Annotated in this window: 17 protein-coding genes and 2 tRNA genes; 11 read left to right on the forward strand and 8 right to left on the reverse strand. The window is 69.6% G+C overall.

Features of this window, described 5'->3' with window-relative positions:
• Positions 1–161 precede the first annotated feature (161 nt).
• The 4 genes from clpX to tig form a co-directional block, all read right to left on the reverse strand.
• A complete protein-coding gene (gene clpX / locus ACWEV3_RS02240; RefSeq protein ID WP_132489213.1) occupies positions 162–1,442 on the reverse strand; it encodes an ATP-dependent Clp protease ATP-binding subunit ClpX in 1,281 nt (426 codons plus the stop codon).
• A 231-nt stretch (positions 1,443–1,673) separates the two neighbouring features.
• On the reverse strand, positions 1,674–2,306 hold the full coding sequence (locus ACWEV3_RS02245; protein ID WP_452612117.1) for an ATP-dependent Clp protease proteolytic subunit: 633 nt from the start codon (positions 2,304–2,306) through the stop codon (positions 1,674–1,676).
• A 40-nt stretch (positions 2,307–2,346) separates the two neighbouring features.
• Positions 2,347–2,973, reverse strand: a complete 627-nt coding sequence (locus tag ACWEV3_RS02250) for an ATP-dependent Clp protease proteolytic subunit (RefSeq protein ID WP_452612118.1) — start codon at positions 2,971–2,973, stop codon at positions 2,347–2,349.
• Between the two features lie 242 nt (positions 2,974–3,215).
• Positions 3,216–4,580 (reverse strand): trigger factor, encoded by a 1,365-nt coding sequence (gene tig / locus ACWEV3_RS02255; protein WP_452612119.1) that lies wholly within the window; start codon positions 4,578–4,580, stop codon positions 3,216–3,218.
• A gap of 191 nt (positions 4,581–4,771) precedes the next feature.
• Here tig and ACWEV3_RS02260 point away from each other — a divergent pair, with 191 nt between their 5' ends.
• Positions 4,772–5,728: a sucrase ferredoxin gene (locus ACWEV3_RS02260; RefSeq protein WP_452612120.1), complete on the forward strand. Its 957-nt coding sequence runs from the start codon at positions 4,772–4,774 to the stop codon at positions 5,726–5,728.
• Positions 5,707–5,847 (forward strand): hypothetical protein, encoded by a 141-nt coding sequence (locus ACWEV3_RS02265; protein WP_452612121.1) that lies wholly within the window; start codon positions 5,707–5,709, stop codon positions 5,845–5,847. The genes ACWEV3_RS02260 and ACWEV3_RS02265 overlap by 22 nt, the downstream gene beginning before the upstream one ends.
• Before the next feature lie 167 nt (positions 5,848–6,014).
• Here the strand turns inward: ACWEV3_RS02265 and ACWEV3_RS02270 are convergent.
• A tRNA-Pro gene (locus tag ACWEV3_RS02270) sits at positions 6,015–6,088 on the reverse strand.
• A 114-nt stretch (positions 6,089–6,202) separates the two neighbouring features.
• Here ACWEV3_RS02270 and ACWEV3_RS02275 point away from each other — a divergent pair.
• The 5 genes from ACWEV3_RS02275 to ACWEV3_RS02295 all read left to right on the forward strand — a co-directional run bounded on the left by ACWEV3_RS02275 (position 6,203) and on the right by ACWEV3_RS02295 (position 11,092).
• Positions 6,203–6,273 (forward strand) — tRNA-Gly (locus ACWEV3_RS02275).
• Between the two features lie 575 nt (positions 6,274–6,848).
• On the forward strand, positions 6,849–8,318 hold the full coding sequence (locus ACWEV3_RS02280) for an MDR family MFS transporter (RefSeq protein WP_452612122.1): 1,470 nt from the start codon (positions 6,849–6,851) through the stop codon (positions 8,316–8,318).
• A gap of 55 nt (positions 8,319–8,373) precedes the next feature.
• Positions 8,374–9,000, forward strand: a complete 627-nt coding sequence (locus tag ACWEV3_RS02285) for a 2'-5' RNA ligase family protein (protein ID WP_452612240.1) — start codon at positions 8,374–8,376, stop codon at positions 8,998–9,000.
• 47 nt (positions 9,001–9,047) lie between these two features.
• Positions 9,048–10,262: a GNAT family N-acetyltransferase gene (locus ACWEV3_RS02290; RefSeq protein WP_452612123.1), complete on the forward strand. Its 1,215-nt coding sequence runs from the start codon at positions 9,048–9,050 to the stop codon at positions 10,260–10,262.
• A gap of 68 nt (positions 10,263–10,330) precedes the next feature.
• On the forward strand, positions 10,331–11,092 hold the full coding sequence (locus ACWEV3_RS02295; protein ID WP_452612124.1) for a hypothetical protein: 762 nt from the start codon (positions 10,331–10,333) through the stop codon (positions 11,090–11,092).
• Positions 11,093–11,259: 167 nt separating this feature from the next.
• On the opposite strand, the gene ACWEV3_RS02300 is transcribed toward ACWEV3_RS02295, so the two are convergent.
• The 3 genes from ACWEV3_RS02300 to ACWEV3_RS02310 are packed head-to-tail and all read right to left on the reverse strand — an operon-like array spanning position 11,260 to position 12,892.
• Positions 11,260–12,069, reverse strand: a complete 810-nt coding sequence (locus ACWEV3_RS02300; protein WP_452612125.1) for an Fpg/Nei family DNA glycosylase — start codon at positions 12,067–12,069, stop codon at positions 11,260–11,262.
• An 18-nt stretch (positions 12,070–12,087) separates the two neighbouring features.
• Positions 12,088–12,417 (reverse strand): hypothetical protein, encoded by a 330-nt coding sequence (locus tag ACWEV3_RS02305; protein WP_452612126.1) that lies wholly within the window; start codon positions 12,415–12,417, stop codon positions 12,088–12,090.
• A gap of 4 nt (positions 12,418–12,421) precedes the next feature.
• On the reverse strand, positions 12,422–12,892 hold the full coding sequence (locus tag ACWEV3_RS02310) for a ribose-5-phosphate isomerase (RefSeq protein ID WP_093275003.1): 471 nt from the start codon (positions 12,890–12,892) through the stop codon (positions 12,422–12,424).
• Between the two features lie 57 nt (positions 12,893–12,949).
• On the opposite strand from ACWEV3_RS02310, the gene ACWEV3_RS02315 reads away from it, so the two are divergent.
• From ACWEV3_RS02315 to ACWEV3_RS02330, 4 genes are all read left to right on the forward strand, one after another.
• Positions 12,950–13,633 (forward strand): 2-phosphosulfolactate phosphatase, encoded by a 684-nt coding sequence (locus tag ACWEV3_RS02315; protein ID WP_452612127.1) that lies wholly within the window; start codon positions 12,950–12,952, stop codon positions 13,631–13,633.
• A gap of 178 nt (positions 13,634–13,811) precedes the next feature.
• Positions 13,812–14,390: a YbaB/EbfC family nucleoid-associated protein gene (locus tag ACWEV3_RS02320; RefSeq protein ID WP_452612128.1), complete on the forward strand. Its 579-nt coding sequence runs from the start codon at positions 13,812–13,814 to the stop codon at positions 14,388–14,390.
• Between the two features lie 24 nt (positions 14,391–14,414).
• Entirely contained in the window at positions 14,415–14,720 is a 306-nt protein-coding gene (locus ACWEV3_RS02325) for an ESX-1 secretion-associated protein (protein ID WP_358576612.1), read from the forward strand.
• On the forward strand, positions 14,720–16,292 hold a 1,573-nt coding region (locus ACWEV3_RS02330), incomplete at its 3' end, for a WXG100 family type VII secretion target (protein WP_452612129.1). The genes ACWEV3_RS02325 and ACWEV3_RS02330, both read left to right, overlap by 1 nt.

The following is a 16,292-nucleotide window of genomic DNA, read 5'->3' on the forward strand; positions in this document are numbered from 1 at the left end:
GGCACCGTCCCCGGAATCGTTCGTCTGGTCGCAACCAATGATCATCTAACCGCGCCGGATCCGCAGCGGGTGACCACGGGTGGCGGATCAGTGCAGAACGATCCGGGAAGCGGGCGACCTCCGGCGCCCGGCAGAGCTGCTCGACACGAACCGACCAGGGCTCAGGCGGACTTCTCGCGGCGCTCCCGGCGGGTGGCCTGGCGCGCGACGATCGTCGGGTTGACGTTCTCGCGGACCGTCTGCTCCGTGATGACGACCTTGGCGACGTCCGAACGGCTCGGGATGTCGTACATCACCGGCAGCAGGACCTCCTCCAGGATCGCGCGCAGCCCGCGCGCGCCCGTGCCCCGCAGGATCGCCTGGTCGGCGATGGCCTCCAACGCGGTCTTGGTGAACTCCAGCTCCACGTTGTCCATCTCGAACAACCGCTTGTACTGCTTCACCAGCGCGTTGCGCGGCTCGGTGAGGATCTGCACCAGCGACGGCTTGTCCAGGTTCGTCACGCTGGCCACCGTGGGCAGCCGGCCGATGAACTCCGGGATCAGCCCGAACTTGATGAGGTCCTCGGGCATCACGTCGGCGAAGTGGTCGGTGGTGTCGATCTTGGCCTTCGAGCGCAGCTCCGCGCCGAAGCCGACGCTGTGCTTGCCGACCCGCTCCTCGACGATCTTCTCCAGCCCGGCGAACGCGCCGGCCACGATGAACAGCACGTTCGTGGTGTCGATCTGGATGAACTCCTGGTGCGGGTGCTTGCGGCCGCCCTGCGGCGGCACGCTCGCGGTGGTGCCCTCCAGGATCTTCAGCAACGCCTGCTGCACGCCCTCGCCGGACACGTCGCGGGTGATCGACGGGTTCTCGCTCTTGCGGGCGATCTTGTCGACCTCGTCGATGTAGATGATCCCGGTCTCGGCGCGCTTCACGTCGTAGTCGGCCGCCTGGATCAGCTTGAGCAGGATGTTCTCGACGTCCTCGCCCACGTAACCGGCCTCGGTCAGCGCCGTCGCGTCGGCGATCGCGAACGGGACGTTGAGCATCTTGGCCAGCGTCTGCGCCAGATAGGTCTTGCCGCAGCCGGTGGGGCCGAGCATCAGGATGTTGGACTTGGCCAGCTCGACGGCCTCTTCACCGCGGCTCTCCCGGCGCTCACCGGCCTGGATGCGCTTGTAGTGGTTGTAGACCGCGACCGACAGGTTCCGCTTCGCCGGGTCCTGCCCGATGACGTACTGGTCGAGGAACTCGTGGATCTCGGCCGGCTTCGGCAGCTCGTCGAGCTTGACCTCGCCCGCCTCGGCCAGTTCCTCCTCGATGATCTCGTTGCAGAGATCGATGCACTCATCGCAGATGTACACGCCGGGGCCGGCGATGAGTTTCTTCACCTGCTTCTGGCTCTTCCCGCAGAAGGAGCACTTCAGCAGGTCGCCGCCGTCACCGATACGTGCCATGACCGCTGACCCCGTCCCCTCCGGCGCGCCGTCCGGTAGCGCGCCTGACCGTATGTGCCTTCGACGGTACCTGGCGTTCCCCGGGTTCGGGGAGACTCACAGTGTCCGCCATTGCCGAGCGTGGTGTGACCAGCACCTCGTCCGGCGTGTCGTGCATGGCGGCCGGGCGTGGCGCAACCACCACGCCCGGCCGTTCCGCTCCGCCCTCGCGAGCGGAGCGGTGCAATCTCCTTACGCCTTCTGCGTCGAGAGCTTGCGGTAGGGCACGACCTCGTCGATCAGGCCGTACTCGGCGGCCTGGTCCGCGGTCAGGATCTTGTCCCGGTCGATGTCCTCGCGGATCTGGTCCACGGACCGGTTGGTGTGCCGGGCCAGCGTGGTCTCCAGCAGGTCCCGCATCCGCAGCACCTCCGCGGCCTGGATCTCCAGGTCGGAAACCTGGCCCTGGATGCCCTCCACCGAGGGCTGGTGGATCAGCACGCGCGAGTTCGGCAGCGCCTGGCGCTTGCCCTTGGTGCCGGCCGCCAGCAGCACCGCCGCGGCCGAGGCGGCCTGGCCGAGGCAGATGGTGCGCACGTCCGGGCGGACGTACTGGATCGTGTCGTAGATCGCCATCAGCGCGGTGAACGAACCACCGGGCGAGTTGATGTAGATCTGGATCTCGCGGTCCGGGTCGTCGGACTCCAGGAACAGCAGCTGCGCCATCACGTCGTTGGCCGACGCGTCGTCGACCTGGACGCCGAGGAAGATGATGCGCTCCTCGAACAGCTTGTTGTACGGGTTCGACTCCTTGACGCCGTACGCGGTGCGCTCGACGAACGAGGGCAGCACGTAGCGGGACTGCAAAGACTGGTAAGGGTTCACGACGGGTGACTCCTCGTTGCTAGGTCTCGGGCGGGGATGATCAGCTGCTGGGCAGATTAGCGGCGCTCGCCACGTGGTCCACGAGCCCGTACTCGCGGGCCTCCTCCGCGGTGAACCAGCGGTCGCGGTCCGCGTCTTGCATGATCTTCTCCACCGTCTGACCGGTCTGCTCGGCGATCAGCTCGGCCATTTCCTTCTTGTGCCGGGAGAACATCTTGGCCTGGATCTCGATGTCCGAAGCCGTACCGCCGAGGCCGGCCGACGGCTGGTGCATCATGATCCGCGCGTGCGGCAGCGCGAAGCGCTTGCCCTTGGTGCCCGCGGACAGCAAGAACTGCCCCATCGAAGCGGCCATGCCCATCGCCACCGTGGCCACGTCCGGCTTGATCAGCTGCATGGTGTCGTAGATCGCCATGCCCGCCGTCACCGAGCCGCCCGGCGAGTTGATGTAGAGCGAAATGTCCCGTTCCGGGTCCTCCGCGGCCAGCAGCAGCAGCTGCGAGCAGATCTGGTTCGAGATCGAATCCTCGACCTGGGAGCCGAGGACGATGATGCGCTCCCGCAGCAGCCGCTCGTAAACCGAGTCGTTGAGCGAGAGCCCGTTCGTCCCCGTCCGCATGGACGGCGACCGCGCGTCGGACGTCGGAACAGTCAGGTGCTGCGTCACGTCACGTCTCCCTGCCTTCTCCCACAATGGGCCGTTGTCCACCGGGGCCACATCGGCCACTCCGCCCACTTCCACAGTGGACCGGCGCGGCCGACACGTCGGGCGCGGCCCCAGGCGTTGTCCTGCTTCCCTCTCGGGCGATCCGCTACAACCGACCCTAACGAACGTGGGCGGCACCAGCTTCCCAGTACCACCCACGTTCGCTTAGAGCATGCTTTTAAATTGTCCGCCCGAGAGGTCGGTCACTCCGCCTTCGCGGTCTCGGCCACCTCGTCCGACTCGGACTCCTGCGGGCCGAACAGCTCGTCCAGGTCCAGCTCGTTGCCGGCCTCGTCGGTGACGGTGGCCTGGCGCACGACCGAGAACAGCGCCTTGCTGCGGCGCACGTCGGCGTACAGCGAGCCGAGCTGGCCCGACTGCTGCGCCTGCTGCACGAACTGGTCCGGGCTCATCCCGAAGCGCTGCGCTTGGTAGATGATCCGCTGGGTGAGCTCGTCGTCGGAGACCGAGACGTCCTCGGCGTCGGCGATGGTGTCCAGCACCAGCTGAGTCTTGACCGCCTTCTCCGCCTCGGTGCGGGTCTCCGCGTCGAACTCCTCGCGGGTCTTCTCCTGCTGCCCGAGCCATTCCTCGAAGCGCGCCTCGTCGTGGTCGAACGGGTGCACCGCGTCGTGCTGGCGCACCTCGATCTCCGACTCGACGACCTTCTCCGGCAGCGGCACCTCGATGGTCTCCAGCAGCGCGTCCAGGACCTTGTCCCGGGCCTGCATGCCCTGCTGCATCTTCTTGACGCGGCCCAGGCGCTCCCGCAGGTCGGCGACGAGCTCCTCGACGGTGTCGAACTCGCTGGCCATCTGGGCGAACTCGTCGTCGGCCTCGGGCAGCTGGCGCTCCTTGACGGAGTTCAGCACGACCGAAACCTCGGCGTCCTTGCCCGCGTACTCGCCGGCCACCAGCTTCGTGGTGAACGCCTTGGTGTCGCCCTCGCTCGCGCCGATCAGCGCGTCGTCGATGCCCTCGATGAGCTGGCCCGAGCCGATCTCGTAGGACAGGCCGCTGGTCTTGGCGTCCTCGACGTCCTCACCGTCGACGGTGGCGGACAGGTCGATGCTGACGAAGTCGCCTTCCTGCGCGGGGCGCTCGACCCCGGCCAGGGTGCCGAAGCGGGCGCGCAGCGAGTCGAGCTGCTCGGTCACCTCTTCCTCGGTGACCTCGACGTCGTCGACGCTCACCGACAGCTCGCCGAACGCGGGCACGGTGATCTCCGGGCGGACGTCGACCTCGGCGGTGAACGCGATCTCCGCGCCGTCCTCGATCTTGGTCACCTCGATGTCCGGGCGACCGAGGGTGCGCACCTCGCTGCTGTTGACCGCCTCCAGGTACTTGGCCGGGACCGCTTCGTTGACGACCTCGTCGAGCACGGGGCCCCGACCGATGCGGCTCTCCAGCACCCGCGCCGGGACCTTGCCCGGCCGGAAACCGGGGATGCGGACCTGCTGGGCCAGTGCCTTGTACGCGCGGTCGAAGTTCGGCTTGAGCTCGTCGAACGGCACCTCGACGTTGATCCGGACGCGCGTCGGGCTCAGGTGCTCGACGGTGCTCTTCACGTGGTCTCCTAGTGCGAACGTGCTTGATTCCCGGCGCTGCCAACGGGCGCGGCATACCACCACGTCCAACGATGCCGGGCTGACCTCCGAGTCTATTGCTTCCCGCCGGGGCACACGGCCCGGGGTTGCCACAACCCGCATTGGACAGCCTCACCTAACCATCGGGCGGCCATCCGTGCTTGAGTGGAAACGTGCACCACACCGCAGCCGACGCGGCCACCTGCGCCGCCCTGTCCGAGACGTTCGCCGAGCCGCTGCCCGGCACCGCCGCGGTGGCAGACAGCTGGCTGTGCCTGGAACAGCGCGGCCCCTGGGGCCACAACGCGCTGGTCCAGAGCCACCTGGACCCCGAGCTGGGACGGGCGCTGTCCGCGCGGACCGACGAGCACGGCGTGCGGATCCAGCTCATCCGGCAGCCCGGCCGGCACGCGGACACCGGCGGCGGCCAGCCGCGCCGGGTGTTCCTCGCGCACACCGCCCCCGGCACCGGCTGGCTGCGGACCACGACCGTCGACAACCCCGCCGACCTGCTCGAACTCGACTTCGGGCGGATCGCCGCCGGCCACCACGACGGCTGGGGCCGACCCGTCGCCGACCCACTGCTGCTGGTGTGCACCAACGGCCGCCGCGACCGGTGCTGCGCACTGCTCGGCCGCGAACTCATCACCGAACTCGCCGGCCGGCACGACGGCTCGATCTGGGAATCCACGCACACCGGCGGACACCGCTTCGCGCCCGCCGCGGTCCTGCTGCCCAGCGGCTACACCTACGGGCGGCTGACCGCGCCCGCCGCCGAAGCGGTGCTGTCCGCCGCCGCGGCCGGCAAGGTCGTGCTCGACCACTGCCGCGGCCGGTCGTCGTGGACCCGCGCCGGCCAAACCGCCGAACTCGCCGTCCGGGAGCACATCGGCGAATACCTCGCCGACGCCCTGCGCGTCACCGCCGAGGAGAACGGCCAGGTGACGATCGGCCACCAGGACGGCCGCAGCTGGGATGTCGCGGTCCGCGAACACGAACTCGACCCACCGCGCCCCAACAGCTGTGGGAAGAAAGCGGTCCGCCCCACCACCTGCACCGCCGAAACCATCAACGGTCGGCCAACGCACCCGCCGCAGAACCCAACCGCGTGGGCGTCACCGCGGTCATGATCCCGTCCGGCGGCGCCAACTCGGGCGTACCCGACGGCCCCGGCACGCACAACGACACCACGACCAGGAACGCCACGACGGCGCCCAGCACCACGCACACCGCCAAGGCAGGCGGCTGAACGCGGAACCCGGCCACACTCCAATCGCGCACGACGGAGGAATCGGCCGCCCGCGACGGAGCGTTACGAACCACAGCCACCCGCTGCGACGGACGTCACCACGCGCAACCGCCGACGGGCAAAAGAAAACCGGCCACCCACCTGCAGGCGAGCGGCCGGCCGCGACGTCGGGGTGGCGGGATTTGAACCCACGACCCCTCGCACCCAAAGCGAGTGCGCTACCAAACTGCGCCACACCCCGTCCGACGTGCGGCACACCCGGAAGTACCGGGTGCGTTGCGAAGAGCCTATCGCGACCCGCTAAGCTGTGGCACGCAAGGTCGCCCAACCCGCGAGGGGCAGGCGAAACCGGCATGCGGGCGTAGCTCAATGGTAGAGCCCCAGTCTTCCAAACTGGCTACGCGGGTTCGATTCCCGTCGCCCGCTCCGAGTTGGGTTTGGTGTGTCTGGTGGCTTTGCCACCCGACCTCTACTCTTCGCCTTTGTCGTGGGGGGCCGAGCCCCCCACACCCCCCACGGTGCGGGGTCATCTTTTCTTTGCTCCTTGCGTTTTGGGGTGTTCCCGGCCTGGGTTTCCGACCAGCCTTGTCGCTTCGTGGCCGAAGCAGGACATCACCTTTGGCTCTTCCTTGGCAGTTGGTGGTGCCGCTTCGCGGCTGGCGTTGGTGTCGTGCCGCTTCGCGGCTGGCGTTGGTGGGCTGGCTGGCGGTGATTTCGCGTGAAATCGGCGGCTTCTGCCGATCTGCCTGTGGTGCGGTTCCGGAGCCCTCGGGCTCGCTGCTCCCTTCCTGGCTGGTTGGCCGTGGCTTCGGCTTCGGTTGGGGGTTTGTGGTTGTTTGGGTTGTTGGGCGTGATTTTGGGGCTTTTGGGGAATAAAAAGGCTTTGGGTTTTGTCAGGGGGTTCCGGGAGGCTTGGGGCTCGGGCCGGCCCGGTCGCTTTGCGGTCGGGCGGTCGGCTCGTCTGCCGGTGGTCGTCTTCTTCTTTCGATCTTGGGGGTTTTGTGCGGCGGCTCGAATACAAGTGGTTGGTCGGCATCACCTTCGTGCTGGCGCTGATCATGCAGATCCTGGACGTCACCATCCTCAACGTCGCCCTGGCCACCCTGGGGCGGGAGTTCGACGTCGATGCCGCCGCCCTGCAGTGGGTTCTCACCGGCTACATGATCAGCCTCGCCGTCTTCATCCCCTCCTCCGGCTGGATCGCCGACCGGTTCGGCAGCAAGCGGACCTTCCAGGCCGCCGTCGTGATCTTCACCTTCGCTTCCGTGCTCTGCGGCGTGTCCACCGAGATGTGGCACCTCATCGCCGCCCGGGTGCTCCAGGGCGTCGGCGGCGGCATGCTGGTGCCCGTCGGCCAGGCGATGCTGTTCCGCGCATTCCCGCCCAACGAGCGCGCCAAGGCCGGCGCCGTGCTCTCCATCCCGATCACCGTCGCCCCCATGCTCGGGCCCGTGCTCGGCGGTCTCCTCGTCGAATACGCCAACTGGCGCTGGATCTTCTTCATCAACGTTCCCGTCGGGGCGCTGGCGCTGCTGTTCACCGTTCTCTTCCTGAAGGAGGAGGCACGTCGCGATCCCGGCCGGTTCGACCTGCCCGGATTCGTGCTCGCCGGCGCCGGACTCGCCACGCTGCTCTACGGCCTCGACCAGGGCGCGCAGCTCGGCTGGGGCGAGCCGCAGGTCTGGCTGAGCCTCATCGCCGCCGTGCTGCTCATCGGCGGGCTGGTCTGGCGGGAGCTGACCGTGCGCGCCCCGATGCTCGACCTCCGACTGCTCACCGACCGGCTGTTCCGCACCGGCAACCTGCTGCTGCTGTGCCAGACCGGCGCGATGTTCGGGGTGCTCTTCCTCATCCCGCTGTACCTGCAGAACCTGCGCGGGGTGTCGCCCATGCACGCCGGTCTCGTGCTGATGCCGCAGGCCATCAGCATGCTGCTGACCACCCAGGTGATCAGCCGGATCTACGGCCGCGTCGGGCCGAAGCGGCTGATCCTGGCCGGGTTCGCCGTGCAGGTCGCGATCGGGATCGGGTTGCAGCTGCAGGGCGTCGACACCTCGCTGTGGTTCCTCGTCGCGTTGCTCGCGGTGCAGGGCGTGGCGATGGGGCTGCTGATGACCCCGGTGCAGACCGCGACCTTCGCCCGGATCTCCGGCCCCTCGATGGGCCAGGCCAGCTCGATGTTCAACGTCAGCAGGCAGGTCGCCACCGCGCTGGGCACCGCGATCGTCGCGACCGTGCTGGTGGTGCTGACCGAACGCGGCATGTCCACAGTGGATCCTCTCGCGGCCGGTCAGGTCGCCGCGGCGCACCTGGGCGCCTACCACGGCGCGTTCCTGGTCTCGGTGGTCTTCGCCGGGCTGGGGTTGCTGCTGGGGCTGAGCGTGCGAGACTCCGACGCGGCGGCCAGCTTGGACGCTCCGGCCGCGAAGGCACGGCAGGGTGAACGCGAGCCCTCGGAAACCGTGAGATAGCTCAAGCTCGCCCCACGCCCGGACCGGCCCGGGCAGTATGTGAGGGGTGACCGACATGCCACACGCCGATCAGGTCCGCAATCACGCCCGCTGGCGCCCGGGCTGGCGCGCCGGGCGCACCGGCTACGCGTGGCTGCTGCCGCTGGCCGACCAACCCGGGCTGCGCAAGCTGGTGAACGACTACCAGTACGCCCTGCGCGACCTGCCGGGCTTCGACCTCGTCCCGCTGGAATGGATGCACATCCTGGTGCAGGAGATCGGTTTCACCGACGAGATCGGCGAAGACCGCATCGAGGCACTGTTGGCCGCCGCCCGGCCGCGGCTGGCGTCGGTGCTGCCCCTGACCCTGGCGTTCCACCACGCCGTGGTGCTGCCGGAGTCGCTGGCGCTGCCGGCCGAACCGCAGTCGACGGTGCTCGAACTCCGCGCCGCGGTGCGGGAAGCGACCGCCGAGGCCATCGGCGAGACGCCGCTGCCCGCGGAGCCCGAGGACGTCGACAAGCACGTGAGCCTCGCCCACTCCACCACGGACGGCCCGGCCATCTTCGCCATCGCCACGCTCAGCGCGACCGCGGTGGAGCCGACCACCGCGAAGGTGCCCTTGCTGTCGCTGGTCAAGCTCAACCGGGACCACTCGTGCTCCGAGTGGGAGACCATCGCCGAGGTCCCGCTCGGCGCCTGACCGAAAAACCGGTCGCACGAAAGGCTCGTCGACGGTAGGAACGCCACATGGCGGACCTCACCACGAGAAAACTTTCGGCCGACGACTACGAGAGCTTCTTCGCGGTGTTCACCGCGGCCTTCCTCGACGACAGCCGGGACCCCGCGATGGAGCGCTACCGCGAGGTCTTCGACACGTCGCTGGCCCACGGGACCTTCGACGGCGACGAGCTGATCGGCGTCGCCGGGCGGTTCGCGCTGGACATCACCGTGCCCGGCCCGGCGCAGCACCCGGTCGCGGCCATCAGCGCGGTCGGGGTCAAGCCGGGCCACCGGCGGCGCGGCGTGCTGACCTCCCTGATGCGCGCCCAGCTCGACGAGCTGCACGACAACGGTTCCGGGCTCGCCGCGCTGTACGCCTCGGAAGGCGCCATCTACGGTCGCTTCGGCTACGGCCTGGCCAGCTGCGAAACCCGCCTGAGCCTGCCCCGCGGCGCCGCATTCCTGTCCACTGTGGACGTCGACGAGCGGCGGATCCGGGAGGTCGACCGGAAAACCGCGCTGGAATTCGCCAACCGGCGCTACCCGGAGGTAGCCGCCACCCGGACCGGCTGGCTGTCCCGGGGCGACGGCTCCTGGGAAGTCCGGATGATCGACGACCGCGCCGAGCGCGGCGACCTGGGCCGGGCCCGGTTCGCGCTGCACCCCGACGGCTACGTCATCTACCGGCCCAAGCCCGAGTGGACCTCCCGCGGCCCCGCCTACCAGCTGCAGGTGCTGGACCTCGTCGCGGCGACCCCGCAGGCCTACGCCGCGCTGTGGCGGTACCTGCTCGACATCGACCTGGTCGGCGAGGTGAACTGGCCGAAGGCCGCGCTCGACGAGCCGGTGGTGGGCATGCTCGCCGACCCGCGCGCGGCGAGCCGGCAGATCCTCGACGGGCTGTGGGTGCGGCTCGTCGACGTCGACCGCGCGCTGCCCGCGCGCCGGTACTCGGCCCCGGTGGACGTCGTGCTCGACATCACCGACCGGTTCTGCCCGTGGAACGCGGGCCGGTGGCGGTTGACCGCCGGCTCCGACGGCGTCGGCAAGCTCGCCCGCACCGACGACCCCGGCCAGCTCGGGCTGGACGTCACCGACCTGGCCGCGGCGTACCTGGGCGGGAACACGCTGGCCGGCTTGGCGCGCTCCGGGCGGGTCGCCGAGCTCGACCCCGGTGCGTTGCTCGAAGCCTCCCGCGCGTTCGCCACCGAGAACGCCCCGCACTGCCCGGAGGGCTTCTGAGCCGACCGCATCCTCGTTCCGGCGGCGTACTGTCGAAATCGACGCGTCCGCCGGAACGGGAGGCCCGGGTGACCGCAACCATCATCATCGTGATCGCCCTCGTGGTGATCGTCGCCGCGGTCTGGTGGTCCCGCCAGAAGGCCGTGGCGCACCAGCAGAATCAGCTGGAGGACGCCAAGGCCGAAGCGCGGCGCTGGGTGGAGCGGCTGGGCGGGCAGGTGCTCAACCTGGTCGGCACCAACGAGGCGGCCAAGCAGGCCCTCGCCGACGCGGCCGAACGGCACGGGGCGGCGATCTCCCAGCTCGACCGGGCGAACACCGCCGCGCAGGCGCGCCTGACCACGGAGTCCGCGCTGGAAGGCCTGTACTACGTGCGGGCGGCGCGGGTCGCGATGGACATGGATCCGGGTCCGGAGCTGCCCGACCTGTCCGGCCAGCACGGCGCGGGCAAGGTCACCGAGTACCGCGACGTCGAGGTGGAGGGCCGCCACCAGGTGGCGTCGCCGAACCCGACCGAGCAGACACCGCACTACTACCCGGGCGGCACGGTCGCCGGGCGGCCGGTGCCGCAGGGCTGGTACAGCGAGCCGTGGTGGAAGCCGGCGCTGGTCGCGGGCGCCTGGGGCGTGGGCTCGTTCGTGCTGATGAGCGCCCTGTTCGGTGGCATGGCGGGAGTCCCGGCGGAAGCCGCGTACGCGGAGGGCTACCAGGACGGCCTGGGAGCCGACGGCGACCAGGGCATCGGCGACCAGGGCTTCGACGGCGGAGACCCGGGCGACGCCGGCGGCTTCGACGCGGGCGACCTCGACATGGGCGGTTTCGACATCTGACGGTTCCGATACCACCGACGACAACCCGCAATTTCAATGGAAACTGCGGGAGTTATCCACAGCCTCCCGGTGTGTCGTGGCCCGGCACGCCGGAGAACCGCAATTTCCATTGAAATCGAAGGTTCGATTTCCATTGAAATTGCGGCCCTCCTGGGGAGGGGGTGGTGTCAGGTTTGTTGGCAGGTGGGGCACCAGTAGAGCTTGCGGGCCGACAGGTCCGCCATCGCCACCGGCGTTCCGCAGATCAGGCAGGGCATCCCCGCTCGCCGGTAGACGTAGACCTCGCCGCCGTGCCGGTCCTGCCTCGGCGCCCGGCCGGTGACCTCCGGCAGGTGCTCCGGGCGCACCGTGTCGATGCGTCCCACCCGCACCCCGTCGGCCATCAGCTCGACGAGGTCGGCCCAGATCGCCTCCCACTGCTCGCGCCCTAGCGAGCGGCCCGGCGTGTACGGCGGAATCCCGTGCCGGAACAGCACTTCCGCCCGGTAGACGTTGCCGACGCCGGCCAGCACCTTCTGATCCATCAGCAGCGCGGCGATGCTGGTGCGGGAACGCGAGATCCGCTGCCACGCCCGCTCGGGATCGGCGTCGCGGCGCAGCGGGTCCGGCCCCAGCCGACCGCGCAGCGCGGCGACCTCCTCGCCGGTCAGCAGCTCGCACGCGGTGGGCCCGCGCAGGTCCGTCCAATGCGTGCGGCCGACGATGCGCATCCGCACCTGGCCGCGGGGCTCGGTCAGCGGGAGCTCGGACTCGGTGAACGTGCCGTACAACCCGAGGTGCACGTGCACGACCCGATCCGGGCCGTAGAAGTGGAAAAGGTGCTTGCCGTGCGCCTCGGCCCGCTCGAACACCGAGCCGGTCAGCAGCGAGGCGCTGGTGGCGAACCGCCCCTGCGGGCTGCGCACCTGGACCTCCGTGCCGGCGAACAGGTCGCCGTGCAGCCCGGCGAGCCGGTGCAGCGTGTGGCCTTCAGGCATGTGAACAGTCCGTCCGCGTCAGGCGAGGATCCACAGCACGACCGACTCCACGAGGTAGGCCGCCACGCACCACAGCGCGACGAACAGGCCGCGCCGGACCGGTCGGTCGGGATGCCGGAACACCGCCCCGGCCAGCAGCGAGGCGCACACCGCGAGGACGCCGCCCACGATCAGCCACAGGCCCACCCCGAGCAGGCAGTCGGGTTCGGTGCAGGTCGCGCCGCGGCCGCCGGCGAGGACGGGCGCGAGCGCGCGCTGCCCGAAGAAGAGCACCAGCACGCCGACCGCGGTTCCCGCCGCCGCCACCAGAGGTGTCAGCAGCGCCGCGGTCGGACGTGCCGGTGCCATGGGATCAGTTGCCGGGCAAGGCCGGGGGCTCGCCGGTCTTCTCGTAGTCGGTGAGCAGGTCGATCCGGCGCTGGTGCCGGCCACCCTCGAAGTCGGTGGTCAGGAACGCCTCGACGATCTGCTCGGCCTCGTCGACGGTGTGCATCCGCGCACCGATGCCGGCCAGCAGCGCGTTGTTGTGCTGCCGGGCGAGCTTCGCGGTCTCGACGCTCCAGGCCAGCGCGGCGCGGGCGCCGGGGACCTTGTTCGCGGCGATCTGCTCGCCGTTGCCGGATCCGCCGAGGACCAGCCCGAGGCTGCCCTCGTCGGCGACGACGCGGCGGGCGGTCTCGACGCAGAACGGCGGGTAGTCGTCCTGGGCGTCGTATTCCGCCGGGCCGATGTCGGTCACGTCGTGACCCTTGTCGGTCAGCCACTTGACGAGGTGGTTCTTGAGTTCGTAGCCGGCATGGTCGGAGCCGATGTAGACGCGCACGCGGGCAGTCTGCCAAATGGCCCACCGCCCCCGCACACCCCGGTTACGCTACCGGCCGTGACCAGCATCGATGTGCACACCGACTGGGCGCTGCCCGGTCTGCGCGCCATGGCGGACCACCCGGTGCTCGTCGTGGTCGACGTCCTGTCCTTCTCGACAGCGGTCGACGTGGCGACGAGCACCGGCGCCCGGGTCATGCCGCTGCGCCGGCAGGACGGGTCGGCGCCCGAGGACGTCGTGCTCGCGCGTCCCCGCAGCCTCGACGAGTGGTCGCTGAGCCCGTCGTCGCTTCGCACCCTGACACCGGACGTGCTGCTGGGGCTTCCGTCGCCGAACGGCGCGACGCTGTGCGCCGAGGCCGTCGCAACCGGCGCCACCGTGTTCGCGGGCTGCCTGCGCAACGCGGAGGCCGTGGCCCGCGCGGCGGCGCAGGTGGGCGGCCCGATCGGAATCGTCGCCGCCGGGGAGCGCCGGGACGACCAGCTGCGCCCGGCGATCGAGGATCTGCTCGGCGCGGGCGCGATCATCTCCGCGTTGCCCGGACGGCGCTCTCCCGAAGCTGAGCTGGCCGCGGCAGCGTTCCAGGCCGTGTCGGGCGAGATCGGCGCCATGCTCGCCGACTGCGAGTCCGGCCGCGAGCTCGCTGAGTGGGGCTTCGCGCACGACGTCGCGCTGGCTGCCGAGGTCAACTGCAGCGGGCGGGCACCCGTGCTGCGGAACGGGATCCTGACGGCCGGATGAGGCGGCTTGGCGTCCACACAGGACGACCGGGCCAGCTGAGCTGCTTTCGCGCATGATCGTTAGACCATTCGAATTAATGAACTGATCTGTTCGGCCCATTTGTGTCGCCTGGTGGATCCGAACAGTTTCCCAACACGTCATCCTTTCCGGAACAGGGGGGTTCTGCCGGGGAGGACGCGTGGTTGAAGACATCGGCGCCGCCGAGCGCATGGTCCAGCAGTGGCAGGAACGCGCCGCGGAGAAGGCCGAGAAGTTCGGCCGGATGCAGCAGGAGATCGAGCAGATCGCGGTGACGGAGACCTCCCGCGACGGAGCGATCCAGGTGACCATCGGCTCGAACGGCATCCTGCAGAGCCTGCAACTCTCCGAGAACGCCAGCAACCGCCCGATGGCGAAGCTCGCCGCCGAGATCATGCGCGCCGTGCAGACCGCGCAGGCGAAGATCCCCGAACTCATGCAGCGCGCGGTCGCCGACACGGTCGGGCTGGAGGACTCCGCCGCACAGCACGTGCTCGGCGAGGCCCGCAAGAACTTCCCGGAACCGCCCGCGGACGAGAGCGGACCGCAGGGGCGCGACTCCGGCGTGCCGGAGATGCGGTTCGGGCTGGAAGACGACTACGCGGAACCGCAGCAGCGGCAACAACCTCCGCAACGTCCCGCCACGCCGCCGCCTCCGCAACAGCAGCCGCGGCCATCGCGCCGCCGCCCGGACGACTTCGACGATGACGACTTCAGCGGTGGTTCGTTCCTGCGCTGAGTTCCGCACTGAGGGGAGCCGACGATGGCCGACGAGATGAACGTCGTCATCGAGAACCTGCGATCGCACGCGTCCAAAGTGGATGGTGTCGTCGATCAGCTGAACGTCGCCGTCGACGCGTCGCAGCAGGTGACGATGAACAACGACGCCTACGGGATCCTGTGCCAGCCCTTCGCGCTGATGTTGCAGCCCGTCGAGCAGTACGGCGTCGAGACCCTGCAGAAGGCCGTGGAGGCGATGCAGGACACCGCCGAGAACGTGCGCGGGGCCGCCGAGGACTACCAGTCCACCGACGACGACAACAGCTCGATGTTCAGCGGGATGCAGTGATGGCAGACAATCCGCTCGTCGTAACCGAGGACACCCTCCCGAAGGACCCGAACGAGACGCCCGACAGCTTCAAGGGCGTCGGCATCCTCGAGTCGTACCACGACGTCACCAGCCTCAACGACGAATCCAGCTGGGTGGAGGCGGGGCTCGCCTACGGCGGTGCCGCGATGGAAGTGGCCAGCATGGTCATGGACCCCATCGGCACGCTGGCGTCCTACGGCGTCTCGTTCCTGATCGAACACGTGCAGCCGCTCAAGGAGGCGCTGGACTGGTTCGCCGGCGACCCGGACGGCGTCAAGGCCTACGGCGCGACCTGGCAGAAGGTCTCCGAAGCCGTCAAGCAGGCCGCGGAGGAGTACAACAGCGCCGTCCAGGGCGACACCTCGCAGTGGACCGGCGCCGCCGGTGACGCCTACCGCAAGCACGCCGAGGAGAAGGCCAGCGCGCTCAACGATGCCAGCGAGCTCGCCGGAATCCTGAGCACCGTCGTGACGGTGATGGGCGAGGTCGTCTCGTTCGTCCGCGAATTCGTCCGCGACCTGGTCGCCGACTGCGTCTCGCGGCTGATCACCTACGCACTGGAAGCGCTGTGCACCTTCGGGCTCGGCACCCCGGTGATCGTCGCCCAGGCGACCGCGTTCATCTCCAAGACCGTCTCGAAGATCAGCGAAGTCGTCCAGAAGCTGGTCAAGACGATCAAGAACGTGGCGCCGAAGATCGCCAAGATGGTCGAGGTCCTGGGCAAGATCCTCAAGAAGCTCGGCAAGGGCATCAAGAAGGTCGTCGACGCCCCCGGCAAGCTCGCCGACAACTTCGCCGAGGGCTCCTGGAAGAAGTTCGACGACGCCTTCGGCACCAACGTCGTCGGCAAGCACAACGCCAGGACGGGCGGCGGCCCGAACATCAGCGGCGACGGCGGCTCCGGCAGCGACGGCGGCTCGGGTTCGGGCGGCGACGGCGGCTCCGGCGGCAACGGTTCCGGGAACGGGTCGGGCTCCGGGTCCGGCGGCAACGGATCCGGTGGCAACGGATCCGGAAACGGGTCGGGTGGCGACGGATCGGGGTCGAGCTCCGGTTCCGGTAGCGGCTCGGGCTCCGGTAGCGACGGATCGAACTCCTCCGGCTCCAGCGGAAGCTCCAACTCCGACCCCAGCGGTTCGGGATCCAGCTCGGACGGCTCGGGCTCCGGCGGCGACGGCCGGTCGAGCGGCGGCGATTCCGGCGGCTCGCACTCCGATTCGTCGTCCAGCGGCTCGTCGAGCTCCAGCAGCACGGACTCGGGCGGTTCGCACTCGTCGAGCTCGTCGCCGGACAGCAGCAGGCCGACCTCCTCGCCCGACGGCTCCTCGCCGCACTCGGGCGGTTCGAGCAGCAGCTCCTCGCCGGACGGCCCCGGTTCGAGCAGCCACTCCAGCAGCAGCTCCTCGCCGGACGGCCCGGGCTCCAGCAGCTCCTCGCCCGACACCTCCGGCCCCAGCAGCCACTCCAGCAGCAGCTCCTCGCCGGACGGCCCGGGCTCCAGCAGCTCCTCGCCCGACACCTCCGGCCCCAGCAGCCACTCCAGCAGCAGCT

The sequence above is a fragment of the Saccharopolyspora sp. NPDC003752 genome (assembly GCF_053605825.1).